The following is a 26,990-nucleotide window of genomic DNA, read 5'->3' as shown; positions in this document are numbered from 1 at the left end:
GTTCTAACAGGGGGACGATCGTGCTCGCGTCGACGGCCGCATCATATCTTGAGACGCTGAACCCGGAACAGCGTCGAGCCGTCGAGCACGGGGTCGCCGCCGACGGTCATGTCGGAACTCCCCTGCTGGTCATCGCCGGCGCCGGATCCGGCAAGACGAATACCCTTGCCCACCGTGTCGCCCACCTCATCGTCAGCGGCGCCGACCCTCGCCGGATCTTGCTGATGACGTTCTCGCGGCGTGCTGCGTCCGAGATGTCAAGGCGCGTCGAGCGGATCGCTCGCAAGGTGCTTGGTGCTGATGCCGGGATCATGACGGACGCGCTCAGTTGGGCCGGCACGTTCCATGGTATCGGTGCCCGACTGCTTCGCGAATATGCCGACCAGATTGGCCTCAATCCTGCTTTTACCATTCACGATCGCGAGGACTCGGCCGACCTGATGAATTTGGTCAGGCACGAGCGCGGGCTCTCGAAGACCGAGAGCCGATTTCCTGCCAAGGGCACATGCCTTTCGATCTATTCACGCTGCGTCAACGCCGAGGCCGAGCTGGTCCAAGTGCTCGGAGCGTCTTACCCGTGGTGCGCCGGCTGGGCCAATGAACTGAAGGAACTTTTCGCAGCGTACGTCGAGGCCAAGCAGAAGCACAACGTTCTCGATTACGATGATCTTCTTCTGTACTGGGCACAGATGATGTCCGACCCCGGCATCGCCGACGATATCGGCGGCCGCTTCGATCATGTCCTCGTCGACGAATATCAGGACACGAACCGTCTGCAGTCATCGGTCCTGCTCGCCTTGAAGCCGGGAGGCCGTGGCCTCACCGTGGTCGGCGACGACGCGCAATCGATTTATTCCTTTCGGGCCGCCACTGTTCGCAACATTCTCGATTTTCCTGATCAATTCAGTCCGAGGGCGGAGATCGTCACCCTCGACCGCAACTATCGTTCGACGCAGCCAATCCTTTCCGCGGCAAACGGCGTTATCGATCTCGCCAGGGAGCGCTTCACCAAGAACCTATGGACCGAGCGCTCGTCGTCAACAAAACCTCGCTTGGTGGCAGTACGTGACGAGGCAGACCAGGCGCGGTATATCGTCAAACGCATTCTCGAAACCCGCGAGGAAGGCGCCCTCCTCAAGCAGCAGGCGGTGCTGTTCCGCACGTCCTCGCACAGCGGCCCGCTGGAAGTCGAACTCACCCGTCGCAACATCCCGTTCGTGAAGTTCGGCGGCCTGAAATTTCTCGATGCTGCGCACGTCAAGGACATGCTCGCCCTGCTGCGGTTCGCCGAGAATCCACGCGATCGCGTCGCCGGTTTCCGCGTGCTGCACCTGTTGCCGGGTATCGGTCCCGCCTCCGCGCAGCGCATCCTCGATCACATGGCTGAAGCCACTGACCCACTCGGCGCGCTTTGCAGCCTTCCCTGCCTGCCCCGCACCGGCGACGATTGGACCACCTTCGTCGAAACTGTCGGAAACCTCCGCTACACGGAATGGCCATCGGACCTGGAGCGTGCCCGCCTCTGGTATGAACCACATCTCGAGCGCATCCATGAGGACGCTGAGGTCCGGCGCGCCGACCTCGTTCAACTCGAACAGATAGCCGGCGGATACCCTTCGCGCGAACGCTTCCTGACGGAACTTACCCTGGATCCGCCGGACGCAACCAGCGACCAGGCCGGCGTGCCGTTGCTGGACGAGGATTATCTGATCCTGTCGACCATCCACTCGGCCAAGGGCCAGGAATGGAAGTCGGTTTACGTTCTCAACGTGGTCGACGGCTGCATGCCGTCTGACCTGGGAGCAGGCACCTCCGCCGAGCTCGAGGAGGAGCGCCGCCTTCTCTACGTCGCGATGACGCGGGCAAAGGACGATCTCCATCTGGTGGTGCCGCAACGCTTCTTCACGCACGGCCAGCACTCACAGGGTGACCGGCACGCTTATGCATCGCGAACCCGCTTCATCCCCGAGAAGCTGCTCGGCCTGTTCGAGCGCACCAATTGGCCGACGGCGTCTGCAGACGCCGCTGCACGCGGCCCAAGCCAAGGGCCTCGCGTCGACATCGCAGCTCGAATGAGAGGGATGTGGCGCTAGAGCTTCGTGGATAAGCACCACCATTTCGAATCCCTGCTCTGTGACAGGGACAAGGAACGAACCGCCGGCCGTAGGGATTCCTTCCGGCAGGAGAAACTCCAATGCTTATGACGAAAGAGCGCCCATCTGCGATCCGGACGCTGCGTGGCTGGGCCATTTCGGTGCTGCAGGAAGCGGACGCTTTCCGCGAATGCGAGGAGCACGGCTGGATGAAAGATCTCGCCGATCCGCACGCCCGTGAGCGCGCCTTCGACATCGCCCGCCAATATCCGCCGAACGGACTTTCCGGGACGGAGGCGATCGCCGAAATCGAAGACGCATTAGCCTCGATTGGCGACACTTGCCCTGAATGCCCACCGGACTGCTAACGCCGGGAAATCGGTGCCGGCCAAGTCGGCTCGGCGTCCAAGCCGCTTCTCGACCCGCTTTCGGCTGTTGCCGACCTTCTTGACGGCCTTTTTCACAGCGGCGGCCGAGCGCCGGGTCTTTTTCGACTCTTATCCTGGGGCGTGGACTCATTACACGCAGCCAGCCATAGCCGGATGGATGCGAGCTGGACGAAGGTAAGATAGTTGTCGGCAAGTTTATCATAGCGTGTAGCAACACGACGACATTGCTTGATCCGATTGAAGAACCGTTCAACCCTGTTGCGGGCGCGGTAGAGAAAAGGGCTGAAGCAGATTGGATCGTTTCGATTGCTCTTGGATGGGATGTTAGCCCACGCGCCTTTCTTCATGGCGAGCTCCCTGATCCAATCGGCATCGTGGCCACGGTCGGCAAGCAGCATTGACCAGGATTTCAGATGCGACAGCAGTTTTGCAGCAAGTCGATTGTCATAGGCCTCGCCAGGTGTCAGTGCCAGCCGCACATGCAGGCCATTACCGTCGACGAGCGCATGAATCTTGCTGGTCACCCGCCCCGTAACCGTGCCATCGACTGTCTCTGGTTTCTGGTGATGCACGCTCCATGCTGATGCACGCGGATAATGGAAGTGTCGAGCATCTGGACGGGGGCATTATGGGCGCCTGCCACAGCGTTCATAATCTGGGCCCACACGCCCCCTCGTCGCTAGCGAACGAAGCGATTGTAGCAGGTCGTGTACGACCGAAGTTTTCCGGCAGATCGCGCCATGGCGCTCCAGATCGCAACACCCAGAAGACGCCATTGAGGACACGACGATCATTCACCCGCGGCACGCCGCGCGGCTTGTTCGGTAGCAGCGGCCTGATTGCAATCCACTCCTCGTCAGTGAGTTCGTAGCGCATGATTCGCCCCCTCGATCAGGAGCTTGAATCACAGCAAGACGGTCCGGCTCAACGTACCCCGGCAGGGAGGGTCGGCCGCTATGCACCCGAAAGCGGACCTATTATGCTCACCTCGAGTTTTGGCGTTCATGACCCTATAGCAGACGTATCCTCAGAGTAGCAATCCTGCGCGTGCTAGGTCCCCAATGCGGCATAAACCTCTAGGAACGCAGCCGCGTGATGGTCTGAGGCAGTGATGCCAAAAGCAGCACTGCGCAAACGCACAGCAGCACAATGTCCTTGAATAAGAACTCGCCGGCCAAATTCCACGCCATCGGGTCCGTTGAAATGCTCCATTTGACAACTCCGGGAGTCGTGAAGAAGAACGACCAGGTCACCATGAAAGTAACGACCCCCATGAGCGATCCCAATGCCGACAGTATCGGATTGAATGCGCCAGCAGCGAGCAAGATTGCGATGACAAATTCGGTTACGCCAAGGACATAAGCTTCCCCCCTAAAACCGAAGATCGATAGCCAGGACACTAGCGGACTATTACTTATGAACTGCTCGATGCCCTGAGCCGACTGCAGGGTAAACTTCTGCATACCGAAGGATACGAAAATCACGACCATGACCCAGCGCAGGACGGCCAAAAGTCGATAGGACCCCGCTCCAGATTCTGCAATGTTAAAGGTTCTCGTCAGCTCTCGCACCTTGCCGCTCCCTTATTATGGATACTGGCTGTACGCGAGCGTAGGTCCACTCGTTACGGACGCTGCAGGCACTTCAGTTCACAATCCCGTGCATGGTCCTTCAGTTACACGAACATCCGAACTGGCGCGTGCAGCTCGGCAGTCGAAAATGAGGTCATGTGGGGCGCAAATGCGAGTCTAATGCAACAGAGCATCGTGGTAGAGCCGCACATCACCCAGATTCCGTCTCGTCGCAGCCTTTTTCGCCTACTCAGGTATTTCCAGCAACCTCGCGGCCTTTTTGTAAATATCCGTAAGATCGTCGAGCATGTGAAGGACTTCCTTGAATTGCCTGAAATTGTAATCTGGCCGTAGATCGCTGATGCGTCGACGCTCTGCGCGAGCTTCGTCCAGCCGTCCGGCTGCCGCAAGCGTTAGCGCCGACACTGCATGCGCATGAACATGATCGCCGGCATTTAGCCCAACAAGCTTGGCACATTGAGCGGCCTCTTGAATTTTGCCGAGACGAAGCAGCGCGAACGTCCGCACCCTATAGGTTCCAAACATCATCGGATCAAACGGGCTGAGACGAGCCGCGATATCGGCCGCAGCTATCGCGCTCTCGGGAGCGCCCGTCTGGCATTGCACAAATGCAAGAGAATAGTGAGCGAACGCGTAGTTGGGACTTAAATCAATGGATCGATTGAGGCCGTCGACGGCGCCCTCATGGGAATACGCGAGCCATTTTGCCCGACCGACCGCGCAATGTGCCGCCGGGTCGCTGGGATCCGCCAAGAGCGCTTGCTCGGCAGTCTCCAATGCCAAAGCAATCTCGCGATTTGATTCACGTACGTTCAGATGAAAGGCGTTGTGAAAATGCGTGAACGATAATCCCGCATAGCTTCTCGAGAAACTCGGGTCGCGGGCGATCGCCCTGTTGAAGAAGTACTGAGCCTCCCGGTTACCGTCGCTTGTGAAGCGAGACATGCTGGTCAGGCCTCGATGGTAAGCCTGCCATGCATCCAGCGAAGCTGGCGGGATGAGCAGCGCGCGATTTCGTTCGATGACATGAATCTCCGCGTCCAAACCTGTTATGATGCGCGCGGCCAGCAAGGGAGGTACGGCGTAGGAGTCACCGGCATCACATCTGAACTCGTCGACCCAGAAGATGCGATCGCTTTTTGGGTCGATCAGTTCCACTGAAACGACATAACCGTTCCTATCCCGTCGCAAATGGCCGGACGCCACGTATTGCGCACTCACCAGGGCGGCTGCTGTTCCGGGAGGCAAGCTGCGCAGCGAAAAAGCCGTTCCTCGGGCAATAATGCTGAAGCTTCGCAATTTCGCGAAACCAAAGATGATGTCGCTGGTGATGCTGTCAGCATCCGCAACGCTCTCCGGCGCCGCCGTGAAAGGCAGCAAAAGTAGCGTAGGTTTTTGCGTGTCCACCGTTGGTGAGTTCGAAGGAGCGTCGAAACGAGCGATATCGATCAAGCTTACGACGCCAGACTTCGAAGTGAATCGCAGTGCTGCTGCGAAAGCGGCCTGAAGCGGACCCGGATCGATGGCTTCAGCGCGGAAGCGGGCTACGGACACCCCGATATGGCGCTGAGCCTCCGCATAAAGGCCACGGCGGAGCAGCGTGCGAACCAGTTCGAGGTGAATCGCTTCGTCGAACGGCGCCACTTCGATGCATTCTCGCAGGTATTCGATACGATCGTCGCTCTCCGGCGGCAGGACTGAACTGAGCCGTTCGAGAAGCTGTTGTCGCATCTGACTGAAGCGGTGGCGCTGGCCAGCAAGCCAGTTTTCGATCGATGGAGCGCCATCCACCGAAACACCCTCGAGGAAGTCACCCCTGAACAAAGCCAACAGCGACCGAAGCTCGCCGGGTGAACCCTCTGACAACGTCTTCTGCATTCGTAGCGTGACAGACTGGGCATCGACATCAAGCGAACCTGCATTGACCCAAACCTGCTTGCGGTCGGCGACAATCCGCCTCTCTGTCGGCCGGTCCAGGAGGGGCCGTAGCTTGGAAAGGCACCAGCGCAACTCGCTGCGTGGGTCGTCCGCTACGTCCCAAAACAACTCGCACAGCTTTTCGCGGGCGACAGGGCGCGGTGACATCGCGAGATACCCAAGGAGGGCCCGGACCTTACGCGAAGGCGGCTGGTCCAAAGGTATACCATCGTGGATGACCTGAAGCGGTCCCAGCAACAGCACCCGATCCGTCAACTTGCTCGCCATTTCCATGATCACTCCAACGCTCGCTCCAACGCGGGCCGCCTATAGCGGGAGTAGGACATCTTCTGGCTACCGAGCAAATTAACACATTTCAGCCAAGCCAAGAAGAAGAAAGCTCAACGAGATCAGGCGCATGGCTGCAAGAAGGCATTCTCGGCCAGATACTCGGACAGGGCGGCCAACCTGCCGTGATCATAGTGTCCAAGGTGCACCGCGATGGCGAATAGAGAGATAGCCACACCAGACAGAATGAACGCCTTTTCCGATGGTGTATTCGCCGTGATCATCACGATTCTGGTGCTGGAACTACACCCTCCAAGGGAGGCGAGCTTTGAAGCATTGTTGGAATTATGGCCGACCGCAATCAGCTACACGATCAGCTACGCATTCATCGCAATCGTCTGGGTAAATCATCACCACCTTTTGCGGTTTCCCGATGCCGCAACACAGCGTTTGATTTGGGGAAACTTTGCGCATCTGTTCGCCGTCTCATTGATCCCGTTTGCCACCGCATGGATCGCGACCACCCGATTGGGCGCCGCCGCAGTCGCCTTCTATGCGGGCGATTTCTTCCTGGTCAATGTAACTTATCTGCTGCTGTGCCTGGAGGCCGTCGACAAATCCGCGCCTCACAAGGTTGAGCCGAGAGTCCGATCGATGATGCGTATGCGCTCGTTTGCGACGCTGGCAGTGTTCGCCGCCGCGGGAGTCGCAGCGCTCCGCTATCCGATCGCAGGGATGGCGCTGATCTGCCTTTGTCTGTTCGTTTACCTGAGTCCAGCGCGAATAATAGGAGCGTCTGATGAGTCTGGTCAGATACAAAACAGCCGAAGTTAGTGGCGTCAGGATTTTCTATCGCGAAGCGCGGAATGTCGGCGCGCCGAAGCTGCTTCTCTTGCACGGTTTTCCGACCGCAAGCCATATGTTCCGCGGTCTGCTTCCCGTCGCCGCCGAAAAGTTCGACGTGATCGCGCCGGACCTTCCCGGCTTCGGCCAATCTGAGATGCCAGCGAGAGAGAAGTTCCTTTACACGTTCGAGAACATCGCTCGGGTAATCGAGCGCTTTACGGAGATCGTCAATTTCGATCGCTTTGCTCTCTATGTTTTTGATTATGGTGCGCCGACCGGCTTTCGAATGGCCGTCCGTCATCCGGAGCGGATCACAGCGATTATCTCGCAGAATGGTAACGCTTACGAAGAGGGTCTCAGCGATGGGTGGACCCCGATCCGAGCGTACTGGGAAAGCGCGTCCCAAGCGAACCGGCAAGCGCTTCGCACATTTCTCACGCCCGAAACGACAACCTGGCAGTACACGCACGGCGTGCCCGATCCAACGATCGTATCGCCGGACGGTCGGAACCTTGACAACTACTATTTGGCGCGTCCCGGAGCAGATGAAATTCAGCTCGATCTTTTGGGCGACTATAAAAACAATGTCGCGCTGTATCCCTCATTCCAACGATATTTCCGAACCCATAAGCCGCCGTTTTTGGCAGTGTGGGGCAAGAACGATCCGTTCTTCCTCCCATCCGGCGCCGAAGCATTCAAGCGAGATATTCCGGAGGCAAAGGTTCGCTTCTTCGACACCGGCCACTTCGCGCTGGAGACGCACTGCGCTGAAATCGCGAAAGTCATCAGCGGTTTCTTGGGCGATCAGGCGAAGCAACATAAGATGTCTCAGGACCTCGAGCATTAGGAGAAACGCATGGGATTGTCCTGGCAACAAGGTCCGCTCTCGACGGGCGCGGTCGGCAGGTTCCTCGTGCCCGAACCATTGCCCAAGCGATTACTGTATGTGGAGCGGCTGCGGAGGCGGATGCGGGTGCGCTTCGGCGGCACCTGGGTCGCCGACAGCGAAAACGTGCTGCTCCTGTTCGAGCCGGCCCGTTATCCGGTCGCCTACTTCCCTGAGGCCGATATCGCGCCGGGCGTCCTCGAGCGCGCCGAGCAAATCACCCAGCATGCCGATCTCGGGCCCACCTCCTGGTACAGCGTCCGTGCCGGCGCGGAGCACGTCGCGGCCCGCGGCGCCTGGCAGCATACGGATCTGCCGGCGTATGCAATCGACTTGCAGGGACGCATCGCGTTTGCTTGGCGCGCAATGGATGCTTTCTACGAGGAAGACGAGCGGATCGTCGGCCATGCCGCCGACCCCTATCACCGCATCGACATCCGTCAGGCCTCACGCAGCCTCGTGGTCCGCCACGGCGACCGCGTTGTCGCCGACACCAAGCGGCCGCTGGTGCTCTATGAGTCCGGCTTCGCGCCGCGCTGGTACGTTCCGCGCGAGAACATCGACGAAGCGGCGCTCGCGCCGGTGAAGCTGCAGACCTTCTGTCCTTACAAGGGGCTGTGCAGCTACTTCTCGATCGGCGACGCGCGGCAGGCGGCCTGGTCGTATCCCGACCCCTATCTCGAGGTCCGCCGCATCGCCAACCTGGTCTCGTTCGAGCCTGACGTCGTCACCGTCCATCTCGGCGGTGTTCAGCTGCATCTCGAGCCGGGCCAGTCGGTGGTGCCGCACGGCCCCGACCGCAACCTCGATGTCGAAGAGTTCGCCCGCGCGTGAGAGCCCGCGCGCAGTTGACCCATCTGAAGCGGAGCGGGAAATGGCGCGACTGCTGTCGGTGAATGTCGGACTGCCGCGCGACATCGCTTGGAAGAGCCGCACGGTGCATACCGGGATCTGGAAGGAACCGGTGCAGGGCCGCTGCAAGGTCGGCCGGCTCAACCTCGCCGGTGACGGCCAAGGCGACCTTGCCGGTCATGGCGGCGAGATGCGCGCCGTGTTCGTCTACCAGATCGAATCCTATCGCCACTGGCAGGATCAGTTGCAGCGCACGGACTTCGTCCACGGCCAGTTCGGCGAGAACTTCACCATCGAAGGCCTGCCGGACGATGCCGTATGCATCGGCGACCGCTACCGCATCGGCAGCGCGCTGTTCGAGGTCACGCAGCCGCGCGTGACCTGTTATCGCGTGGGCATCCGGGTCGGCGAGCCGCGGATGCCGGCCCTGCTGACCTCGAGCGGCCGGCCGGGCTTCTACTTCCGCGTCCTCGCTGAGGGCGAGGTCGGCGCCGGCGACGCGATCGTCAAGGTTGGCGAGGCGGATGAGCGCATGACCGTCGCCGAGATCAATGCCCTGCTCTATTCATCCGAGCATCCGCGCGAGCGCCTCGAGCGCGCCTTGCGGATCGGAGCGCTTTCACCGGGATGGCGCTGGTCGTTCGAGGCCTTGCTCAAGGGTCAGGCGACCGGCAACGCAAGCGGCAATGCGGGGCTCGCGCCCGCATCGGCCGCGCATCCGGTTGCGCCGGGATTTCGTCCGCTCGCGATCACCGCGATCGAACAGGAATCCGCCGATGTCCTCTCGTTGACGATGCGCGATCCGGACGGCCGGAAACTGCCGCCGGCCTTGCCCGGCCAGTATGTCGTGCTGCGGCTGCGGCCGGCCGGCGATCGTCCGCCGTTGCTGCGCAGCTACTCGCTGTCTGGTCCGCCGTCGACTGAACAACATCGCATCAGCGTCAAGATCGAGCCGGATGGCGCCGCCGGCACCTATCTGCGCGACCATGCCCGAACCGGCGATGTCATCGAGGTCAGCTCGCCGCGCGGAAGCTTCATCCTGCAATCAGGCGAACGGCCCGTGGTGCTGCTCAGCGCGGGGATCGGCGCGACGCCGGTGCTTGCGATGCTGTCGGCGCTCGCGGAAGCGCACTCGGGACGCCAAATTATGTGGCTGCACGCGGCGCGCGATCGGCAGCATCATCCCTTCGCGGCCGAAGTCCGCCGCCTGATGCGCACGCTCCCCCAAGGCCGCATTTTTGTGTGCTACAGCCGTCCCAGCGCTCAAGACAGGCCGGGTGAGGACTTTGACGCCGCCGGTCATCTGTCGCGATCAGTGTTTGAAGCGATCGGCATGCCGCAAGACGCCGACGTCTATCTCTGCGGGCCCAATCGCTTCATGGCGGACATGAAGGCAGCGCTTGTCGCCTATGGCGTTGCGCCGGAGTGGCAGCATATCGAGATCTTCAACGGCGGCGAGCCGCTCAATCCCGGCATCGTCAACGCAACAGCCCGCGCGCCGCATCCGCCGGCGGACGATTCCGGCACCGGCCCACTGGTCTCGTTCGCGCGCAGCGGCATCGCCGCGCGCTGGGACGCTTCGGGCTATCGCAACATTCTGGAGCTGGCCGAGGCCTGCGACGTCCCCGTGCGCTGGTCGTGCCGGACCGGCGTCTGCCACAACTGCGAAAGCGGCCTGATCTCCGGGGCGGTTGCCTATGAACCGCAGCCGCTGGACATGCCGCCGGAAGGCAATTTGCTCATCTGCTGCTCGCAGCCGACGGGCGATGTCGTTATCGATCTTTGAAATTCAAACGGACATAAGCGCAATGAAAGCAACCAGCACAGCAACCAATTTCTCGGTCGAGGTAGTCGTCCTGCCGGTGAGCGATGTCGATCGCGCGCTTCGGTTCTATGTCGACCAAGTCGGCTTCGCCCTCGACATCGACTATGCACCGAACGAGGCGTTTCGCGTGGTGCAGCTCACGCCGCCGGGCTCCGGCTGTTCGATCCAGATCGGCAAGGCAATCACCTCCGCCCCTGCCGGATCCGTGCAAAACATCTATCTCGTCGTGAACGATATCGAGGTCGCACGCAACCGACTGAGCAAACGCGGCGTCGCCGTCGGCGACATCAGACACAAGACTCCAATTGATGCATGGGACGGCAGTTTCTCGCCCGGCCTCGATCCCGTACGTAAGGATTACGCCAGCTTCTGCGAGTTCTCCGACCCGGACGGCAATCGTTGGCTGCTGCAAGAGCGGGGTTATCGCAATTCATAAGGAATCTTCGACTTACAGCCAGCCGCCTGTGGCCCGTCGCTGACGCCGAGATGTCCGGCTGTGGCCCACAAGCGAAATCAGGCTATGTCCGCTCCCCCACCGCTTTCGAAGGCATAGCAGACATCAAGTGGAGCTGATTAATGGGTACACACATCTATCGGGGGACAGGCACCATCATCACCCCTTACTCGGAGCCGGGCACATTACGGCATCTAGCTCATAGTTCTGCCCTCCGGCTACGCGGGGCATGTCCTGTTTGCGCCCGCGGGCCGTCTTCTTCGTCGCCATCGGCTCTCCTCCTTTGTGACGAGATGACTATGCAATGCGGCAAGGGATTCGCCGGTTCCGGAACGATTCGAACTGTGCCACTTTGAATCACCTGTAGCATGGAGTTCGTGAGTGGCGTTTCAGCGTCAAAAACCGGCGGCGATCGGGATCAAGGCACCGCTGCCTGCCTTCATCGAACCGGCCTTGGCCAGCCCGGTCGAGAAGGTGCCGAGCGGCGCCCGCTGGATTCACGAAATCAAGTTCGATGGCTACCGCGTCCAAGTCCATCTGGCAAACGAGGCCGTGAGGGTCTTCACCCGGCGCGGAAAATGACTGGACCAAACGCTTCCGGAAGATCGCCGGTGATGCCTGGCACATCAAGGCGGGCTCGGCGGTCATCGACGGCGAGGTCGTCGTGCCGGCCGCCAACGGCGCGACCGACTTCTCCGTGCTGCAGAACGAGCTCAAGGGCACCTCGATCAAGATCGTACTGATCGCCTTCGACCTGCTCTACCTGAACGGCAGAGACCTCCGAAAGCTGCCGCTCTTCGAGCGCAAGGCCGGACTGAAGAAGATCATCGCCGGGACTGACGTGCAGTTCAGCGAAAGCTTCGAGATCGAGGGGCGCGAGATGTTCGCGCACGCCTGCAAGCTCGGGCTTGAAGGCGTCGTGTCGAAGGTTCGCGACAGCGTGTATGCGAGCGGCCGAGGAATCAGCTGGGTCAAGAAAACCTGCGCGCAACGCGAGACTCTGACAATTGCCGGATATGCTATCGATAAAGGCAAGTGGGATGGCATCTACGTTGGCCGCAGAAAGGGTGCCGATCTGATCTACGCCGGGAAGGTAGACCATAGGTTTGACAAGACGTCAGCCACTGACCTTCAGAAGCGACTGAAGCCGCTGATCCGCAAGACGCAGCCCTATGCAAAGCGGATCGCGCACAAGGGAATCTGGGTCGAGCCAAAGCTGCTGGCCGAGATCGAGTACCGCGCGAAGTCGGCGGAGGGCAAAGTCCGCTATCCCTTCTTCAAGGGACTTCGGGAGAATCTGTGATGGACGCTTTTGACCGCTTCTGGCAGTGGGCCACCAAGCCCTTGGAAAGTCAGCTGACGATTCCGGCCGAGCTGCATCGAGCGGTCATGGAGCTTGCTCCTGAGGCCCGACGAGACCGCGCCGCGGTGAACCAAGCCGCAGCACGCGTGCTGGATCCCGAACGATGAACGCTTGACGGCGACCGCCGGCCTTCACGCGTGGGTGCCGCCACAGATACTAACCCCGCGCGCGCCGCAGCGCGGCTTCCAATCGCTCCTTCTCCTCATCCCAGCGGGCTTCTTCGGTTTGCGATCTCTTCTCAAGAGCCTCGACCTCAGCCTGAATGGCGGCAGCCCGCTTCGCGTGCTCCTGCTCGGCCTTGTCCAACGCAGCCTGCGCCTTGTTGATGGCCTGCTGCCGGCGTTCACGCTCCTTCTGCCTTGCGGCCTCTTCGCTCGCCCGTTCAAGCTCGCGGCTCCTCCGTTCCCGTTCGTAGTCGAAAGCGGCCTTTCGTTCCGCAACCTTATCGACGGGGCGAGAGGAAGGCTTCTTCGCCTTTGGGCCTTTCGACTTGCGGGCGGCTTTCGTTGGTCCACCGCCGCCAAGATGAGTGGGCAGTTCGGCATGCTCGCTGAAAGATCCGTCGGATCCGACCGGGCGCCTGAGAACGACGCCGGGCTTTGCCATGGCCGCGGCGATAACGTCCGGATCGTCGCTTTCCTTCGCCGCGCCCTGGTGGAAGAGATTGCTGTCGGCGCCCCATGCTTCCAGAGCCGCTTTCATGGAGGGAGCGGCGATCGCCAGATCGAAGAAACCCAGCGAAGTCTGGTAAGTCTTGAGTTTTCTGGCCATCGGTCTGATCAGCCCTTCCGTTCGATAGTTAACGTCGCGCACTCTGGGATTTGCCGTGGAGTCTGACGGAACATGCCATGGCCTTGAGCGTTCCTTCATTCTTGAAGGACGTCCATGCATTACGCAACGCGCTCTGAAGAATTGGCCCTTGAATGAGCCGGACGTCGACCCTTCCCAAGCGCCTGCGGCCGATGCTCGCTACGCTCACCGACGCGCCGTTCGACAACCCCGGCTGGGTTTTCGAGGACAAGTACGATGGCTTCCGGATGATCGCGGAAATCCGGCGGGGCAAGGTCGCGCTCTACAGCCGCAACGGCAAGATCATCAGCCGCAGCTATTTCGAGGTCGCCAAAGCGCTGGAGGGCGTGAAGGGCGACGCCGTGATCGATGGCGAGCTCGTCGCGATCGGAAAGGACGGCGTCTCACATTTCCAGCTGCTTCAAAACGCGCTGCGTCATGAAGCGAAGCTCCTGTATTGCGCCTTCGATCTCATGTTCGAGAATGCAGTGGACTTGCGCAAGCAGCCTCTTCTCGAGCGCAAGAAGCGGCTGAAAGGGATCCTGCCGCGCCACCCGCTGATCGCCTTCAGCCGTCACCGCAAAGCGAAAGGCACGAAATTTTTCACCGAGGCCGAGCGGAAGGGTCTGGAAGGCGTCATGGCGAAGCGCGCCGACAGCGCGTATGCGTCCGGAAGCCGGACCCCGGATTGGCTGAAGATCAAGACGGCAAAGCGACAGGAAGTGGTGATCGCCGGCTTCACGGCGCCCAGGCGCACCAGGCCGTTCTTCGGCGCCCTGGTCCTCGCCGTGCGGGAAGACGATACATGGCGTTACATCGGACATGTCGGCACTGGCTTCAGCCACAAGGTCCTGGAAGACCTCCATGCCAAGCTCGTGAAGCTGACAACCCCTAAATCACTCTTCCCTGCCAAAGTGAAGGACGAGGCCGCCACGACCTGGGTCAGGCCGTCGTTGGTGGCCGAGGTGAAATTCGCGGAGTGGACGAGCAAGGGCGAACTGCGCCAGCCCGTGTACCTCGGACTCAGGTCCGATAAGCGGGCGAAGGATGTCGTGCGCGAGCGAGAACGTCCGCGCAAATAGCGCTTCCCTTCGGGCGTAACCGGCAAACGGAACGAATTAACGCATGCGCCTCCTCCGCTGTGAATTCCCTGCGCGGTGGTGCGCTCAGTCGCCTGCAAGGCCGTGGATTTCCGGTCGCATGCCCTCACGCGTGACTTCGAGCATCGCAAGCGTGATCGGCAGCTTGAAGCGCCGCGGTCCGGCGCTGCCGGGATTCAGGTAGAGAACGCCACCGACCGTGTCGATCTTCGGCACGTGGGAATGCCCGGAGACGATGACGTCGATGCCGGCGCCGGGATCGGCCTGCAGCGTCTTAACGTCGTGCAGAACGTAGATCGACTTTCCCGCCAGGCGCACGAGTTTCGTATCGGGGTATTCGCGGGCCCATTCGCCGCTGTCCACGTTTCCACGAATGGCGGTGACAGGCGCGATCCGGCCAAGCGCGTCGACGATCTCAGGGCGCCCGATGTCGCCGGCATGAATGATGTGATCGACGCCCATCAGGCCTCGTTCCGCCTCGGGCCTCAGCAGGCCGTGTGTATCGGAAATAATTCCAATCCTAAACGTCATCTCCCGTCGCTCTCAGCCGCGGTCGCCAAAAGACGATCGAGAAGTTCTACCTGAGCGGACAGCATCTTGGTCCGCGCGAACTCGATATCGAACCATTCCGCGCGGTCGACTTCGGGAAAGCTCTGCCGTCGACCGCTTCGTGGCGGCCATTCGATATCGAAGGTATTGCTGATCAGCGCCGCCGGGTCAAAATGGCCCTCTCCGGCGAATGCGATGACGCGTTTCCCTCCTCGTTGTCGAATCTCCCCCAGCGGCTGGAGTGGACCAATAGAAGCGCTCGGGCCGAGTTCCTCGGCAAACTCGCGCCGCGCGACCTGCTCTGGAGCATCAGCGGCATCGATTTCGCCCTTCGGAATGGACCAAGCGCCACCGTCCTTCTTGCGCCAGAACGGACCGCCGGGGTGGACGAGCAGAACCTCGAGCCCGCGAGCGCCTTTCCGGTAGGCCAGAATGCCCGCGCTCAACGTCGATCTCCTCGAAGTCTTTTTCAACGCAGGCATGTCGCTCCTATTTTGCGGCGCGGATCGAGAGCTGGGCAACGGCGAAGGATCTGAGGCGCTACGACTGGCTACTTGCGCAGCAACGAATGTTCAAAACACGCTAGTAGCGCAGCGGGCCCCGGATACACCTCGGCGCACCCGGCTTTCCTCAATTCGTTCTCCGTGAAGCCTCCACAGAGTACACCGACCGTGCGAACCTCCACCTTAGCGGCCGCTTCCGCATCGTATGGCGTGTCACCGATCGCGACGGCGTCGGCGCCATCGATCTTAAGCTTCTTGAGAACGATCTTGAAGATGTCCGGAGCCGGTTTTGATTCATCTACGTCGTCGGAAGAAGTTGCGAGGTCCACGAGATCGACGATGCGAGCGATGTCGAGGTACTTGTCGACTTCATCCTTCTTGGCCGAGGAGGCAATTGCGATCTGAAGTCCAGCCTCGCGCACGCGTCGCAGCAGGTTCGGGACCGCCGAGAAGGGACGCACAAGCGGCAGATACTCCGTCTTGAAGCGATTTCCGCGCCACTCTTCCAGTTTTTCGCCATGGTCTCGTTGGTCGTCGGCGGACAGGAAGACGGGAATGAGCTTGTCCCCGCCTTTGCCGATCTGGCCTCGAACCTGTTCAAAGCTGACATCGGGGCCAAACTTGAGCAAAGCTTCCTGCCATACCAGCGCGTGGAGATCCACCGAGTCCAGAAGCGTGCCGTCCAGATCGAAGATAGCGGCTTTTGGCAACTCACAGTCCTCCATGGTCGGAGCGAGCCAGTTTCGCATACCAGTCGGCATAAAGCGTGTTCTTCGCCATGTGCCGGTTGAGATCCGGCCAACCGTCGCCCCACCACACCGCACCGCGCTCGCCGAGTGCCTGCTTGAGCTCGTCCACGGTCCTATGCGCCGTTGCTTCCGCCTCCAGATCGGCCGCTTTCTTGGCGTCGCGTACCGCCCGCCGGGCTCCCATCAGCCGCCCGACGAGATCGGCCTCGCTTAACCTCGTCGAGACCGGATTCGCCATCCGCCAAAGCCTGCCGCGGACGACGAAGTAACGGCCGTCTGGCGTCACTGGATGCTTCACGACACGCTAGGCTGACTTCCGCTGCGGTCTGGCCGCCGACTTCTTCGTGGCCTCCTTGGCCGGTTTCTTGCCGGCAATCGGCATCAGCATTTCCTTCTGCCCGGCCGCCGCCTTGCGCGCCTTCCTGGCTGGCTTCTTTGGCGCCTCTGTCGCTGCCGCCGCGCCTCCTCCGATGCTCTTCCGCAGCGCGTCCATCAAGTCGACCACGTTCTCACCCCGCGGACGGGCTTTCGCGGTGATCGGTTTGCCGGCGCGCTTCTGATTGATGAGATCGATAAGGGCGGTTTCGTACTGGTCTTCGAACTTGTCCGGCTCGAAATGTCCCGCCTTTTGGTTGACGATGTGTTTGGCGAGATCGAGCATGTCCTTCGTGACTTTCACATCCTGGATATCGTCGAAATACTCGTCTGCGGAACGGACTTCGTAGGGATAGCGCAGCAGCGTCCCCATCAGCCCCTTGTCGAGCGGCTCGAGTGCGACGATGTGCTCCCGGTTGGTCAGCACGACGCGACCGATTGCGACCTTGTTCATCTCCCGGATGGTTTCGCGAATGACGGCGAAAGCGTCGTGCCCGACCTTGCCGTCGGGGCGCAAATAGTAAGGCCGGATGAGATATCTCGGATCGATCTCGCTGCGGTCGACGAACTCGTCGATCTCGATGGTTCGCGTCGATTCCAGCGCGACGTTCTCGAGCTCCTCCTTCGTCACCTCGATGAAGGTGTCGGTGTCGACCTTGTAGCCCTTGACGATGTCCTCGTTGGCGACCTCCTCGCCGGTGTCAGCATCCACCTTGGCGTATTTGATGCGGTGGCCGGTCTTTCGGTTGAGCTGATTGAACGAGACCTTTTCGGATTCCGACGTAGCCGGATAGAGCGCGACCGGACAGGTGACGAGAGAAAGGCGCAGAAAGCCTTTCCAGTTAGCGCGGGGGGCCATCGCGGGGAACTCCAATACTGATGCCGGATTCAAGACGATCCACCCAGCTTGGTTCCGACATCGCCAAATGGATGAATTTTTCTCAGCGACCACTTGGGCCGACTCGACTTTTGTTCACTTTATGTTCCATCTCGGAATGACCGACCAACCCGCGAGCCGACGCATGCCGACCCCAAAGCAGATGGAAAAACTGGCCGCTGAAGCCGCCCGTCGGCCGGGCCGCTGCGGCTCCGGATGCGCCCCTCCCGGCTGAATACTGGGAATCGGTACTCAAAGACCCTCGCGCCGACGCGACCGGGGCCCAGCTGCAGCAGCGACGTCTTTCGGAGATCCAGCGCCATGTGCTGCGCGTCTCCTGCCGCCGCTGCGAGCGGACCGTGGAAATCCAGACCGCCGACGCAGTCCGATTATATGGTGGCAACGCGGTCTAGAAGGACGTCGCGCAGCGGCTGCTCGACAACACCTGCCAGCAGCGCACCGGCAGGCATGAAGAAGACGGGTGCTGGCCGGCGTTCGAGACGCGGTAGCCCGCTCCGGATCGCCGATCCGATCTCTGTGCGCCTGGATATCCGGATGGCCCCGAAGTATCACCCTACGCCCCTGTCGGGCGGCGACCGCAAGACTCTGGCGAAAGAGCTCGGCAAGGCACGCGCGATGGCCCAACGTCCTGGCCGCCCAATCGGCGGAGATGCGGGCCAAGGGCGAGGCGATCCTCCAGCAAGCCGACCGGCTCCTTTGCGAAAGCTGGAACGAGCGGATGTGGTCAGACGGCGAACCGATCGATCCGTCGCCCACCATCGACCAGGCCGTGAATGGAGGCTACCCCTGGCTTAAGATCAGGTGCGCGCGCTGCAAGACGCCGAGCGACGCGGTGACCGGAACGGCTGGCTTCTTCCGCCCGTCGCGGTGAACAATCTCGCGACGGTTTGGAGATCGATCCCTACCTTGTTTGACGAGGAGCGAAATCATGGCCAAGCGCGATGCGATCTTCCCTACCGGCCGACAGGCGCTCTACGAGCGCAATCGCTATTCAGCGGCGATCCGCTCGGGCGACTTTCTCTTCGTCTCGGGCCAGGTCGGCAGCCGCGAGGACGGATCGCCCGAGCCGGACTTCGAAAAGCAGGTCCAGCTTGCCTTCGACAACCTTGCTGCAGTGCTGAAGGCCGCCGGTTGCATGTTCGATGACGTCGTTGACGTGACGACCTTCCACACCGATCCTTCCACACAATGGAATACGATTGCCACCGTTCGCCTGATGCGCCGGGACAGTTTCACGCCTTCGAGAATGCGGCGGCGATCACTCGGATCGGCCAGCAAGTTATAGTCGATCCGAGGCGCAATACGTGGGTCGCGACTTTTCAGCAGAACGCTGCCCCCCGATCTTGGCCTCGTTACGGCCGTCGCACGTGTCATCATTCGACCCGTCGGAAAGGCTTGCGGATCAAATGAGTGCGACGTCGTCACCCGAAGATCCAATTCCTCCCCGATCGCCTCCGCCGATTTCGTCCAGATGGTCGCGCCTCTCGCAGGATGCATGTCACCAGGGCCGCGGACGCCCTCGCCCGCTTCGTCGGAAATGCCGCGCTGCAAGCGGCCTTCATCGGAAGGGCCGTCCGACCCGCACGGCCTGCCTCAGTTCGCGTCGCTCGCTCGATGTCATATCGAGATCCCGCCGGCCGCATGCGAAGCGTGCAGTCATGATCGATTTTCGCAATCGGGAACCGATGCTGTCGGCAAGCCGTTTAAGCGCTGCAAGCCGCCCGACTAACCCTCACGCCGCGGCGGGCTTTTGCCCCGTCAGGATCCGGGACGGCTCACGGGATTTGGCCGGATGTGACATGTAAGGAGAGGACCCTGAAGATAATCTCTGCCAACAAAGAGCTAGTTCTTCTCGTCAGAGTAATGGGAGTCGGGCTAGTGGCAACAGCTGCTACCGTCATTGTTGCCAATCCGGTTCAGGAACGATGGTCGCCGGACGAGCTCATCCGACGGTGATGTGAAATGGCTCGAGGCTTGTTGTCGATCGGTTCCGCGTCGCCCGCCTTCACCTTCGTACTCATCATGGGCGCCGTTGATTTCTTCGGCGACACGACCTACTCAGGTGGCGCGAGCATGAATGGGCCGTTCCTCGCCTCATTGGGAGCTGGCGCGGCCGTCATCAGCGTTACCGCGGGTCTGAGCGAATTCCTGAACTATCTCACCCGCGGCATTTCCGGCTATCTCGCCGACAAGACGGGAAAGTATTGGCGCATCGCCTTTGTCGGCTATGCACTCAACCTGATTGCCGTCCCAGCGATCGCGCTGGCTGGACATTGGACTCTGGCAGCCGGGCTTGTCCTCCTCCAGGGCATCGGTCGGGGCATGCGCAAGCCGATCGTCGAGGCGATGCTCTCCTACGCCACAAGCCAGCACGGCAGAGGCTGGGTCTATGGCGTCCACAACGCCTTGGACGCCGGTGGCCGGACCGTCGGCCCTCTCTTCATCGCGCTGCTGCTCTTCCTGCACGGCCAGCATCGGACGGGCTATGTCCTGCTCGCTATCCCCTGTCTGCTCGCGCTGGCCTCTCTGACTTTCGCGCGCCACCAGTTCCCGGTCCCCTCGCGGCTTGAGGAACATCGCAGCGCACCAGCGAAAGGATTCACGCCGGCCTATTGGCTCTACATGCTGGCAGGGGCATGCTTCGCGGCCGGACTCATGAGCTTCGAGCTCATTGCCTACCACCTCTCCCGCAGCGGCCTGGCTACTGTTTATTGGGTGCCGCTCTTCCTGGCATTCGGCACCGCTTGTGGCGTGATGGCAAGTCTCGGCCTGGGCAAGCTGTACGACAGGATCGGATTGCCGGTCATCCTCATCGCGGTCGTCCTGACGGCTCTCTTCTCGCCGCTTGTATTCCTCGGCGGCTTCTATCGAGCGCTCTTGGGAATGGCGTTTTGGGGCATCGGCCAGGTCACGCAAGACATGCTGCTGAAAGCCGTTGTCGCCGGCGTCCTACCGGAGAGCCGACGAAATCTCGCCTTCGGACTGTTCTTTGCGGGTTATGGAAGTGGTTGGCTGCTCGGCAGCATCGCGACCGGTCTTCTGTATGAGCAGTCGCGGCTCGCGCTCGTTATATTCGCCGTCGCAGTCCAGTTCGCATCGCTGCCGCTGTTCGTGATCGCGCGGCGGCGGCAGGGAGCGGCGGGATCCTAACGCTCCCTCGTTGGGCTCGCTGCAATTGCGTGTGTTGGCCGCTCGATGACGGATCTAGTCTTTGCGCGTTGCTGGGAAGCGCAGCGAACAAAAAAGAAGCGCCGATATGGATCACATGAAGACGAACAAGGGCGGCTATGCCAGCCTCATTGTTCAGACGATCATCAGCGGCGTCATCACGTATCTCGTGATGTTCGTCATGATCGATGGGCTCGACAGCTTCTCCAACAATCTCAATATGCTCTACATGACGGTGATGATGGTCGCACCGATGGTGGTGCTGATGATCATGGCGATGCGGCACTTGTTCCCGTCGAGGGGCGCAAATACCGCGATCCTCGCGGGCGCAATCATCGTTTCGTCGGCAGCTTGCCCTGATCCGCGGCCAGACGACGATCGGCGATCGCGCATTCCTTCGCTCGATGATTCCGCACCACTCGGGTGCAATCCTGATGTGTCAGCAGGCGAAACTGACCGACCCTGAGATCGTCCGCTTGTGCGGTGAGATCGAACGGTCGCAGCGTCAGGAGATCGATCAGATGAAGGCGATCCTCCGGCGGATATAGGCTGCGGCGCCCTGGCGTCGGCGATTAGTCGTAGTGGAACGTAGAGTACAAGATCCGCGCGTCTTGGACGGTGCTCGCTGAGCATCTCGTGATGGGTGGACTCGAAGGCGAGAAATAGTTGCGCAAGGTCGCGCTGCCGACTCTGCCCGGATCGGCCAGAGTTGCTCGATGTTGTTCCGATAAGCACGTGCGCGACATGTTAGGCCATGGCGTAGCTGCTCACACCCCGCAAGCAGCGTTCAGGGACCTTTTGCGAGGTACGGCGTTACGCTTGAGGGCACTATGGAGGAATAGTCATGCCAGAGCGACGAACCGTGGAGAAGGCCCGGAAGGACAAGCGCGCGGGCAAATCAACCACCACTCAGGCGGGCGAATTTGTGCATGAGGAGATCCGCAAGGTTCGCCGCGGCGAACATGGGGCGAGATCGCCGCAGCAGGCCATTGCCATTGGCCTATCCAAAGCGAGGCGCGCAGGCGTTGCTCTTCGCCCGCCACGGAAAGGCAAGGCCAAGGCGAGCACCCGCAAAAGCGCCGAGTACGCGTATGAGGCAGGCCAGGGCAAGCGAAAGCCCCGACGCCGACCGCGCGTCTCGCGCGCCGTGTCACGGGTCCTTAAGCGCGAACCGCGCAGCACGGCGTCGCGCACCGCGCTCTCGAAGCAAGCGCGTCGTGCCGCCTCGCGCCGCACCGCCTCAGCTCGTTCTGCCGCAGCCAGGAAAGCCGTAAAGACAAAAGGCGCCGCTGGCCGCTCTGCCGCCGCCAAGAAAGCGGCGCGAACCAGAGGGCGTCGCCGACGATAGCGCGAGTTGGTCGATAGTCACTCCGGACCTAATTCCTGTTCGAACACCTCGTCCGGACGACCTTTTCGTGAAGGGAGATGGGCGGGAAAAGGATTGACGCTGCCCGTGCCGTTGATGCTCCGTGACTATACGATGGTCCACTTCCTGGTCCGCTGTGACAATGTCGCCCGTCCAGCGCTGACCGGGCGGGCATTGATGTCGAACGCCGCGGGAGCGTGGGGGAAATGGCGCAAGAGCAAGAAGAGGGTTATCAAAATCAACGACGAGATCAGGTCAGCGGTTGAGCGGCAGGTTACTACATGCGCAGGCTAAGGGATCTGCATAGTAATAGAGGCTACGCAGGGTGATCCGTCGCGGCAGCTTTCGATAGATGTGCAATCTCCACAGCATCACCACCAACCAAGAAGCGATCCGCGCGCTGTTCCGCGTCATCAACCGCTACGTCGGCAACCTGTCGCCAATGCCGGGCGTTTTCCCGAACTACCCGGCCCCTGTCGTGCGCACTCTGGCAGTGAGCGCGAGCCTGCAGCCTCCGCCGTCGCCCCGGGGCCGGTGGATTTTCGGTAACGAACATCCGCAGCACGTTATCACCGCATTGGCGGGCTTGGCTCGGCTCGGAAAACCGCTACTTAGCTCCCGCCCTAGGGTCGGGAACCAGACACAAGGAAGCGCGTTTAGTTTAATTGAGCCGGGCTCAATGGCCCTCCTCACTGTGTGCCGAATGTTATGGTTCGGGCTGGGGAGAACAGACCGCAACCGCGGTCTTCAAGATCAGAAGCTCACAATAACAATCTTGGAGGCCCATCATGGATGGCTCCAGAAGCGAACGCGCGCGTGCGCGCGCATTACACTTGCTGGCTCAAATCGCTCCCTTGCCGGATGATTCCGAGGTCCAGCGCTTGCGCGAATTGTCTTTAGACTACATTCGCGAGGCCGAACGACTCGAACAGGCCCCGGAGCCAGGCGAACAAATCTCCGCGGTCTTAGACACGATAGCTCGCGACTTTTTTGCTCGTGCTCTCCGACATCAGTCGAAAAAGTAGTTCGTGTACGCGGCTACACAGGATTTGTTGCATCACCAGGAACGAAGGCCTGCGCCTGGGCATCGCCCATGCGGGGAGTAACGGACGTATCGAGCCGCGCTCGCGAAGTTGCTTGAAGGATTTGCCATTCCGCCCGATGCCGTGGTGGAAGCGGTAGCGCAAGATGGCTGCGTGACGCAATTCCCTCGCGATCTGATCTACGCTAACGACTGCATCGTCGCGTATATAGCAATCGAAGCCGCCGACAGACCGTGGCCGCCAATTCTAGGTAAGGATAAGAGCGCAGGCGCCTTCTATGTCGTATGGCTCGGCGATCAAGCGTCATCCGTCCCAACCATGATGTGGCCCTACCAAATTATCACTTTGTCGGTGCAAGACGCGCCCGCCAAGCGGTGGCCCTCGCTCGCGGTTGATCCCATGCTCCCTGCCCTCCATCCGGCGCGAGACGGGCAAACCCTCTTCGTGAACAAATGCTTCACATGCCACACGATGAACCAGGCAGGATCGGCGTCGGCTGGCCCCCGATCTGAATTTGCCGATGACCCAACCGAGTACTTCACCGATGCCGGTTTGCGCGCACTGATCCGAGATCCACGCTCGGTCCGGGTTTGGCCCGAGCAACGGATGCCCAGCTTTGCCGAGGAGGACCTGAGCGAAGAGGAACTCGACCTGATCTTGGCGTATTTGAATCACCTGGCGGATAGGAAGAGCCGAGCAACGGAGGGTGGCAGCAGCAAACGCTAAGTAAATCGTAAAGCTCGAGTACGGTTAGCGACAATGATGGCGTAGTCGCCGCCGACATACGTCATCGGCTCTGCAGACCGGCCACGGGGGGGCAGAGACCTGACTGCTTCAGCCGTTTGCTCGGAAGCTATTCAGAAAAAACGAATTCATGGCGACCGGCGGTGCCGCGTTCGATCTTGCCGTTGCATGTTGCTTGTCGAATATCTCGCGCTGGCACGTAACACAGGCGTTAACTCTCTCTGCTGGGGTTTCAGATTGCAAGGTCTCACGTGGTCGTTCGTTGAGCTGACGAGCCACTTTGTTCAGATCGGCTTGCGAGTGCACCGACAAATCGGTGCCCTTTGGAAAGTACTGTCTCAGCAGGCCGTTGGTGTTCTCATTCGAGCGGCGCTGCCACGGGCTTTGCGGATCGCAAAAATAGACGTCGATGTTGGTCGCCAACGTAAAGCGATGATGATCCGTGAGTTCCTTTCCTCGGTCCCAGGGATTTATACAGCTCCGCTGACGAATTGAGACGGTATCTTTGATATGTCCCCGTCGATCGCCATTCGGGTCAACCGGCTTGGAGCAAATCATCGAGCGCCTTGATCGAGCGTCATACGCGTTACGTGATGCTGGTCAAGGTTGCGAACAAGGATACTGAAAGTGTCGTCTCGGCGTTGATCAAACAATCGCAGAGATTGCCCAGTGAACTCTACCGATCGCTGACCTGGGACAGAGGCAAAGACCTCGCCGATCACCAGCGACTGACATTAGCCACCGAGGTCGAGGTCTATTTTTGTGACCCTCGGTCTCCCTGGCAGCGCGGCTCAAACGAAAATACCAACAGATTGCTGCGCCAATATCTTCCGCGTGGCACCGAACTGTCCCTACATAGCCAAGCCAAACTCAGTGCGATAGCAAGGCAGCTCAATGAAAGGCTCCGAACCCCAGCTGAGAAGTTTGCGGAATGTGTTGCAGCGATCAGTTGAACCCTCCGCGCCCATATCGGACATTCGCCCGTAAATCACAGGCCATCCGGGTCGGGTAAGGCGACAGACTTCAATGCGGCCTCAACTATTCCAGCCGGCCTTGCGCAAACCCTCAACGAGATGAGCGTGGTCCTCCGGCCGAAACCACGGAGCTCTCTTGCGGACATACATGTCGAATGCCCCCGGTGCGCGCGAGACGGCCTTCTCCAATGCAACCTTCGCTTCCATTGTGCGCCCAAGTTGGCCCAGCGCCGCCGCGGGCCAGCGGTAGATCATCGGAAAATCGGGAAATGACCGGATCAGGCGTTTCGCGGCTTCGATCGAAGCCTCGTATTTGCCGCAGAAATATAGTCCACACGCAACGTGCAGCAAACGTACGGCCAGATACGGATCGCGGGGGTCGAGCCTGATACATGTTTCGAGAGCCGTGAGCCCTTCCCTTGGCCGTCCCGCGAAGATCAGCGTCGCGCCTCTGTGGCCATGCGCGATGGCCAGATTTGGACTCATTGAGAGAGCTCGCTCGATCTCCGCCAACGCACCGTCGGCGTCGCCGCGCGCTTGCAAGGCCCAGCCGAGGCATGAACGGGATTCTGCATCAGCGCCATCGAGCGCGACCGCCCGACGGGCCAAGGCCTCGGCCGAGCGTTGCGCGCTTGGTAGATCCAGTTTCTGGTAGATCGCGGCCGCTTGCAGCTGATACAAGGCGAGCGCGCTGTAGCCGCCGGCGAAGGTCGGGTCGAGGTCGATTGCCTGCTTAAAGAAACTCTCTGCCGTCGCATCGTCGTCTGGGGTAGCTTTGCTCAGATGCCACAGACCGCGCTGATAGGCCGCCCAGGCATCAAGGCTCTCCGGTGGCTTGCGCATGGCGCGTCGCAGCTCGGCGTCTGCAATGGCGGGGGCCAGGGCGGTCGTCAGCGCTTCGGTGAGTTCGTCCTGCATAGCGAAAATATCGGCGAGATCGCGGTCGTAGCGCTCGGCCCACACATGGTTGCTGGTTCCTGCCTCTATCAATTGCGCAGTGACGCGGATCCGATTGCCGGCCTTGCGCACGCTACCTTCGAGCACATAGCGCACGCCGAGCTCGCGTCCGACCTGTTTCACATTGACCGCTCGACCCTTGTAAGTGAAGGACGAGTTCCGGGCGATGACGAACAGCGAGGGGTAGTGCGATAGTGCCGTAATCACATCCTCGGCGACCCCGTCGGAGACGAACTCTTGCTCGGGGTCGCCGCTCATATTGGTGAATGGCAGCACGGCGACGGACGGCTTGTCGGGCAACGCGAGCGCCGGAGCCTCAGGTTTGGGCGCTGCGGGGCGCCGACTGCGATCGATGATGATACGGTAAACGTGAACAGGCCGGGCGATATTCTTCAGCGCTTGCTCGCCCGCGTCCTCGACGTCGAAAGGAACCTTATCGCGCGCGTGATTGAGGACTGTCTGTGAGATGCATATGCCGCCGGGCTCGGCGAGCGCCTCAAGTCGGGCTGCGATGTTCACGCCATCGCCATAGAGGTCTCGGCCTTCGATCATCACGTCCCCAAGGTTGACCCCGACGCGAAACTCAATTCGTTTCTCCTGCGGCAGGTCGGCATTGCGTTCGACCATACCCTGCTGAATCTCGATCGCGCAGCGCACTGCATCCACCACGCTTGGAAACTCAATTAGAATTCCATCACCGGTCGTTTTCACGATGCGGCCGTGATGTTGCTTGTTCTTCGGATCGATTAGCTCGCGGCGAAGCAGCTTGAGGCGGGAAAGCGTGCCCTCTTCGTCCGCACCCATCAGCCGGCTATAGCCAGCAATATCGGCGGCGAGAATAGCCGCGAGCTTACGTTTGGTCTGATCTAGAGCCATTGGGGGTCTGTTTCCCCAGTTTCCTATCTCCATGCTACCACCAAATGCTTTGGCTTTGGGGTCATTCAGGGGGGATGGCCCGCCATGAGATGGGATATTGTCCGCGCCGCATAGACGAGGTCCCACCCTTCATCGGCTTTGGCGGCGTAACCGAGATGCCCGCAGGCGGACCATCGATGGCATGCCCCACAAACGGTGCGGCGCTACCCCTCATGCGGAAGCCGGTAAAATCCGCTAGGGTCCACACCCGAGGAGCAACAGCACGACCCCGCATATCCCCAAGGAATTTGCCACCAGGTTGATCGACCGGAGTCCCTTCGTGATCATAGGCAAGACGGTGCCGCCCCGAGATCCTGAAGACGAAGAGGATGAGGACGAAGAGGATGAGGACCAC

General features: G+C 60.7%; 25 protein-coding genes and 7 pseudogenes. 18 read left to right on the top strand and 14 right to left on the bottom strand.

The window, feature by feature from the left end; translation table 11 throughout:
* Window positions 1-20 precede the first annotated feature (20 nt).
* Window positions 21-2,093 (top strand): ATP-dependent helicase, encoded by a 2,073-nt coding sequence (locus tag V1286_RS06275; protein ID WP_417021108.1) that lies wholly within the window; start codon window positions 21-23, stop codon window positions 2,091-2,093.
* Between the two features lie 101 nt (window positions 2,094-2,194).
* Window positions 2,195-2,461 carry a prenyltransferase/squalene oxidase repeat-containing protein gene (locus V1286_RS06270; protein ID WP_334478287.1) on the top strand — a complete coding sequence of 89 codons (267 nt, stop codon included), beginning with the start codon at window positions 2,195-2,197 and terminating at the stop codon, window positions 2,459-2,461.
* Window positions 2,462-2,494: 33 nt separating this feature from the next.
* Here V1286_RS06270 and V1286_RS06265 read toward each other — a convergent pair.
* The 5 genes and pseudogenes from V1286_RS06265 to V1286_RS06245 all read right to left on the bottom strand — a co-directional run.
* Window positions 2,495-2,590, bottom strand: a pseudogene (locus tag V1286_RS06265) (DUF3606 domain-containing protein); the annotation flags it as partial.
* The gene (locus V1286_RS06260) at window positions 2,554-3,054 is read right to left on the bottom strand and encodes an IS5 family transposase (protein ID WP_417021107.1); all 501 of its coding nucleotides are present in this window, start codon (window positions 3,052-3,054) and stop codon (window positions 2,554-2,556) included. The gene V1286_RS06260 and the pseudogene V1286_RS06265, both read right to left, overlap by 37 nt.
* Window positions 3,055-3,130: 76 nt before the next feature.
* Window positions 3,131-3,358, bottom strand: coding sequence for a transposase (locus V1286_RS06255; RefSeq protein ID WP_334478285.1), 228 nt, complete (start codon window positions 3,356-3,358; stop codon window positions 3,131-3,133).
* A 200-nt stretch (window positions 3,359-3,558) separates the two neighbouring features.
* On the bottom strand, window positions 3,559-4,044 hold the full coding sequence (locus V1286_RS06250) for a DUF417 family protein (RefSeq protein WP_334489543.1): 486 nt from the start codon (window positions 4,042-4,044) through the stop codon (window positions 3,559-3,561).
* A 255-nt stretch (window positions 4,045-4,299) separates the two neighbouring features.
* The gene (locus tag V1286_RS06245; RefSeq protein WP_334478283.1) at window positions 4,300-6,285 is read right to left on the bottom strand and encodes a BTAD domain-containing putative transcriptional regulator; all 1,986 of its coding nucleotides are present in this window, start codon (window positions 6,283-6,285) and stop codon (window positions 4,300-4,302) included.
* A gap of 240 nt (window positions 6,286-6,525) precedes the next feature.
* On the opposite strand from V1286_RS06245, the gene V1286_RS06240 reads away from it, so the two are divergent.
* The 7 genes and pseudogenes from V1286_RS06240 to V1286_RS06210 all read left to right on the top strand — a co-directional run bounded on the left by V1286_RS06240 (window position 6,526) and on the right by V1286_RS06210 (window position 12,612).
* Window positions 6,526-7,113: a TMEM175 family protein gene (locus V1286_RS06240; RefSeq protein ID WP_334478281.1), complete on the top strand. Its 588-nt coding sequence runs from the start codon at window positions 6,526-6,528 to the stop codon at window positions 7,111-7,113.
* On the top strand, window positions 7,079-7,972 hold the full coding sequence (locus V1286_RS06235) for an alpha/beta fold hydrolase (protein ID WP_334478279.1): 894 nt from the start codon (window positions 7,079-7,081) through the stop codon (window positions 7,970-7,972). The genes V1286_RS06240 and V1286_RS06235 overlap by 35 nt, the downstream gene beginning before the upstream one ends.
* A 9-nt stretch (window positions 7,973-7,981) precedes the next feature.
* A complete protein-coding gene (locus V1286_RS06230) occupies window positions 7,982-8,845 on the top strand; it encodes a DUF427 domain-containing protein (RefSeq protein WP_334478277.1) in 864 nt (287 codons plus the stop codon).
* 40 nt (window positions 8,846-8,885) lie between these two features.
* Window positions 8,886-10,649, top strand: a complete 1,764-nt coding sequence (locus V1286_RS06225; protein ID WP_334478275.1) for an MOSC and FAD-binding oxidoreductase domain-containing protein — start codon at window positions 8,886-8,888, stop codon at window positions 10,647-10,649.
* Window positions 10,630-11,124, top strand: a complete 495-nt coding sequence (locus tag V1286_RS06220) for a VOC family protein (RefSeq protein ID WP_334478273.1) — start codon at window positions 10,630-10,632, stop codon at window positions 11,122-11,124. The genes V1286_RS06225 and V1286_RS06220 overlap by 20 nt, the downstream gene beginning before the upstream one ends.
* A 399-nt stretch (window positions 11,125-11,523) precedes the next feature.
* Window positions 11,524-12,445: pseudogene (gene ligD, locus V1286_RS06215) on the top strand (non-homologous end-joining DNA ligase).
* Window positions 12,445-12,612, top strand: coding sequence for a hypothetical protein (locus V1286_RS06210; protein ID WP_334380517.1), 168 nt, complete (start codon window positions 12,445-12,447; stop codon window positions 12,610-12,612). Before ligD (V1286_RS06215) ends, V1286_RS06210 begins: the two are co-directional and overlap by 1 nt.
* Before the next feature lie 49 nt (window positions 12,613-12,661).
* Here V1286_RS06210 and V1286_RS06205 read toward each other — a convergent pair whose 3' ends face one another.
* Complete coding sequence (locus V1286_RS06205; protein WP_334489542.1) at window positions 12,662-13,276, bottom strand: cell envelope biogenesis protein TolA; 615 nt, start codon at window positions 13,274-13,276, stop codon at window positions 12,662-12,664.
* Window positions 13,277-13,428: 152 nt separating this feature from the next.
* On the opposite strand from V1286_RS06205, the gene ligD (V1286_RS06200) reads away from it, so the two are divergent.
* On the top strand, window positions 13,429-14,376 hold the full coding sequence (ligD, locus tag V1286_RS06200) for a non-homologous end-joining DNA ligase (protein WP_334478271.1): 948 nt from the start codon (window positions 13,429-13,431) through the stop codon (window positions 14,374-14,376).
* Between the two features lie 84 nt (window positions 14,377-14,460).
* On the opposite strand, the gene V1286_RS06195 is transcribed toward ligD (V1286_RS06200), so the two are convergent.
* The 5 genes from V1286_RS06195 to ku all read right to left on the bottom strand — a co-directional run bounded on the left by V1286_RS06195 (window position 14,461) and on the right by ku (window position 17,429).
* Window positions 14,461-14,925: a metallophosphoesterase family protein gene (locus V1286_RS06195; protein ID WP_334478269.1), complete on the bottom strand. Its 465-nt coding sequence runs from the start codon at window positions 14,923-14,925 to the stop codon at window positions 14,461-14,463.
* Window positions 14,922-15,425, bottom strand: a complete 504-nt coding sequence (locus V1286_RS06190) for an NUDIX hydrolase (protein ID WP_334478267.1) — start codon at window positions 15,423-15,425, stop codon at window positions 14,922-14,924. Before V1286_RS06190 ends, V1286_RS06195 begins: the two co-directional genes overlap by 4 nt.
* A gap of 68 nt (window positions 15,426-15,493) precedes the next feature.
* Window positions 15,494-16,171, bottom strand: a complete 678-nt coding sequence (locus V1286_RS06185; RefSeq protein ID WP_334478265.1) for an HAD family hydrolase — start codon at window positions 16,169-16,171, stop codon at window positions 15,494-15,496.
* The gene (locus V1286_RS06180) at window positions 16,158-16,481 is read right to left on the bottom strand and encodes a hypothetical protein (RefSeq protein WP_417021106.1); all 324 of its coding nucleotides are present in this window, start codon (window positions 16,479-16,481) and stop codon (window positions 16,158-16,160) included. The genes V1286_RS06185 and V1286_RS06180 overlap by 14 nt, the downstream gene beginning before the upstream one ends.
* A gap of 18 nt (window positions 16,482-16,499) precedes the next feature.
* Window positions 16,500-17,429 (bottom strand): non-homologous end joining protein Ku, encoded by a 930-nt coding sequence (ku, locus tag V1286_RS06175; protein WP_334478261.1) that lies wholly within the window; start codon window positions 17,427-17,429, stop codon window positions 16,500-16,502.
* Window positions 17,430-17,565: 136 nt separating this feature from the next.
* On the opposite strand from ku, the pseudogene V1286_RS06170 reads away from it, so the two are divergent.
* The 3 genes and pseudogenes from V1286_RS06170 (at window position 17,566) to V1286_RS06160 (ending at window position 18,753) form a co-directional block, all read left to right on the top strand.
* A pseudogene (locus tag V1286_RS06170) lies at window positions 17,566-17,956 on the top strand (hypothetical protein).
* Between the two features lie 46 nt (window positions 17,957-18,002).
* Window positions 18,003-18,297, top strand: a pseudogene (locus V1286_RS06165) (hypothetical protein); the annotation flags it as partial.
* 99 nt (window positions 18,298-18,396) lie between these two features.
* The gene (locus V1286_RS06160; protein WP_334478259.1) at window positions 18,397-18,753 is read left to right on the top strand and encodes a RidA family protein; all 357 of its coding nucleotides are present in this window, start codon (window positions 18,397-18,399) and stop codon (window positions 18,751-18,753) included.
* Here the strand turns inward: V1286_RS06160 and V1286_RS06155 are convergent.
* A pseudogene (locus tag V1286_RS06155) lies at window positions 18,687-18,842 on the bottom strand (GMC oxidoreductase); the annotation flags it as partial. The gene V1286_RS06160 and the pseudogene V1286_RS06155 sit on opposite strands and share 67 nt — an antisense overlap.
* A 603-nt stretch (window positions 18,843-19,445) precedes the next feature.
* Here V1286_RS06155 and V1286_RS06150 point away from each other — a divergent pair.
* From V1286_RS06150 to V1286_RS06130, 4 genes are all read left to right on the top strand, one after another.
* A complete protein-coding gene (locus tag V1286_RS06150) occupies window positions 19,446-20,618 on the top strand; it encodes an MFS transporter (protein ID WP_334478257.1) in 1,173 nt (390 codons plus the stop codon).
* Window positions 20,619-20,724: 106 nt separating this feature from the next.
* Window positions 20,725-21,102: a hypothetical protein gene (locus tag V1286_RS06145; protein WP_334490252.1), complete on the top strand. Its 378-nt coding sequence runs from the start codon at window positions 20,725-20,727 to the stop codon at window positions 21,100-21,102.
* Window positions 21,041-21,184 carry a DUF305 domain-containing protein gene (locus tag V1286_RS39120; RefSeq protein ID WP_247784711.1) on the top strand — a complete coding sequence of 48 codons (144 nt, stop codon included), beginning with the start codon at window positions 21,041-21,043 and terminating at the stop codon, window positions 21,182-21,184. The genes V1286_RS06145 and V1286_RS39120 overlap by 62 nt, the downstream gene beginning before the upstream one ends.
* A gap of 1,951 nt (window positions 21,185-23,135) precedes the next feature.
* Window positions 23,136-23,771, top strand: a complete 636-nt coding sequence (locus tag V1286_RS06130) for a c-type cytochrome (protein ID WP_334478254.1) — start codon at window positions 23,136-23,138, stop codon at window positions 23,769-23,771.
* Between the two features lie 231 nt (window positions 23,772-24,002).
* On the opposite strand, the pseudogene V1286_RS06125 reads toward V1286_RS06130, so the two are convergent.
* Window positions 24,003-24,254, bottom strand: a pseudogene (locus tag V1286_RS06125) (IS30 family transposase); the annotation flags it as partial.
* Window positions 24,255-24,349: 95 nt separating this feature from the next.
* Here V1286_RS06125 and V1286_RS06120 point away from each other — a divergent pair.
* Window positions 24,350-24,742, top strand: a pseudogene (locus tag V1286_RS06120) (IS30 family transposase); the annotation flags it as partial.
* A gap of 81 nt (window positions 24,743-24,823) precedes the next feature.
* On the opposite strand, the gene V1286_RS06115 reads toward V1286_RS06120, so the two are convergent.
* Window positions 24,824-26,596, bottom strand: coding sequence for an adenylate/guanylate cyclase domain-containing protein (locus V1286_RS06115; protein ID WP_334478252.1), 1,773 nt, complete (start codon window positions 26,594-26,596; stop codon window positions 24,824-24,826).
* Window positions 26,597-26,990: the final 394 nt, after the last annotated feature.

Origin of the sequence: Bradyrhizobium algeriense (genome assembly GCF_036924595.1) — a bacterium.
In the GTDB taxonomy this organism is placed as follows: domain Bacteria; phylum Pseudomonadota; class Alphaproteobacteria; order Rhizobiales; family Xanthobacteraceae; genus Bradyrhizobium; species Bradyrhizobium algeriense.
This window is presented reverse-complemented; position numbering and strand designations above follow the sequence as displayed.

What these genes read in the sequence shown, in the direction of transcription:
- V1286_RS06270 (WP_334478287.1), top strand. Translation starts at nt 2,195, where the DNA reads ATGCTTATGACGAAAGAGCGCCCATCTGCGATCCGGACGCTGCGTGGC.
- V1286_RS06255 (WP_334478285.1), bottom strand. Translation starts at nt 3,358, where the DNA reads ATGCGCTACGAACTCACTGACGAGGAGTGGATTGCAATCAGGCCGCTG.
- V1286_RS06245 (WP_334478283.1), bottom strand. Translation starts at nt 6,285, where the DNA reads ATGGAAATGGCGAGCAAGTTGACGGATCGGGTGCTGTTGCTGGGACCG.
- V1286_RS06240 (WP_334478281.1), top strand. Translation starts at nt 6,526, where the DNA reads ATGAACGCCTTTTCCGATGGTGTATTCGCCGTGATCATCACGATTCTG.
- V1286_RS06235 (WP_334478279.1), top strand. Translation starts at nt 7,079, where the DNA reads ATGAGTCTGGTCAGATACAAAACAGCCGAAGTTAGTGGCGTCAGGATT.
- V1286_RS06230 (WP_334478277.1), top strand. Translation starts at nt 7,982, where the DNA reads ATGGGATTGTCCTGGCAACAAGGTCCGCTCTCGACGGGCGCGGTCGGC.
- V1286_RS06225 (WP_334478275.1), top strand. Translation starts at nt 8,886, where the DNA reads ATGGCGCGACTGCTGTCGGTGAATGTCGGACTGCCGCGCGACATCGCT.
- V1286_RS06220 (WP_334478273.1), top strand. Translation starts at nt 10,630, where the DNA reads ATGTCGTTATCGATCTTTGAAATTCAAACGGACATAAGCGCAATGAAA.
- V1286_RS06210 (WP_334380517.1), top strand. Translation starts at nt 12,445, where the DNA reads ATGGACGCTTTTGACCGCTTCTGGCAGTGGGCCACCAAGCCCTTGGAA.
- V1286_RS06205 (WP_334489542.1), bottom strand. Translation starts at nt 13,276, where the DNA reads ATGGCCAGAAAACTCAAGACTTACCAGACTTCGCTGGGTTTCTTCGAT.
- ligD (WP_334478271.1), top strand. Translation starts at nt 13,429, where the DNA reads ATGAGCCGGACGTCGACCCTTCCCAAGCGCCTGCGGCCGATGCTCGCT.
- V1286_RS06195 (WP_334478269.1), bottom strand. Translation starts at nt 14,925, where the DNA reads ATGACGTTTAGGATTGGAATTATTTCCGATACACACGGCCTGCTGAGG.
- V1286_RS06190 (WP_334478267.1), bottom strand. Translation starts at nt 15,425, where the DNA reads ATGCCTGCGTTGAAAAAGACTTCGAGGAGATCGACGTTGAGCGCGGGC.
- V1286_RS06185 (WP_334478265.1), bottom strand. Translation starts at nt 16,171, where the DNA reads ATGGAGGACTGTGAGTTGCCAAAAGCCGCTATCTTCGATCTGGACGGC.
- ku (WP_334478261.1), bottom strand. Translation starts at nt 17,429, where the DNA reads ATGGCCCCCCGCGCTAACTGGAAAGGCTTTCTGCGCCTTTCTCTCGTC.
- V1286_RS06160 (WP_334478259.1), top strand. Translation starts at nt 18,397, where the DNA reads ATGGCCAAGCGCGATGCGATCTTCCCTACCGGCCGACAGGCGCTCTAC.
- V1286_RS06145 (WP_334490252.1), top strand. Translation starts at nt 20,725, where the DNA reads ATGGATCACATGAAGACGAACAAGGGCGGCTATGCCAGCCTCATTGTT.
- V1286_RS39120 (WP_247784711.1), top strand. Translation starts at nt 21,041, where the DNA reads ATGATTCCGCACCACTCGGGTGCAATCCTGATGTGTCAGCAGGCGAAA.
- V1286_RS06115 (WP_334478252.1), bottom strand. Translation starts at nt 26,596, where the DNA reads ATGGCTCTAGATCAGACCAAACGTAAGCTCGCGGCTATTCTCGCCGCC.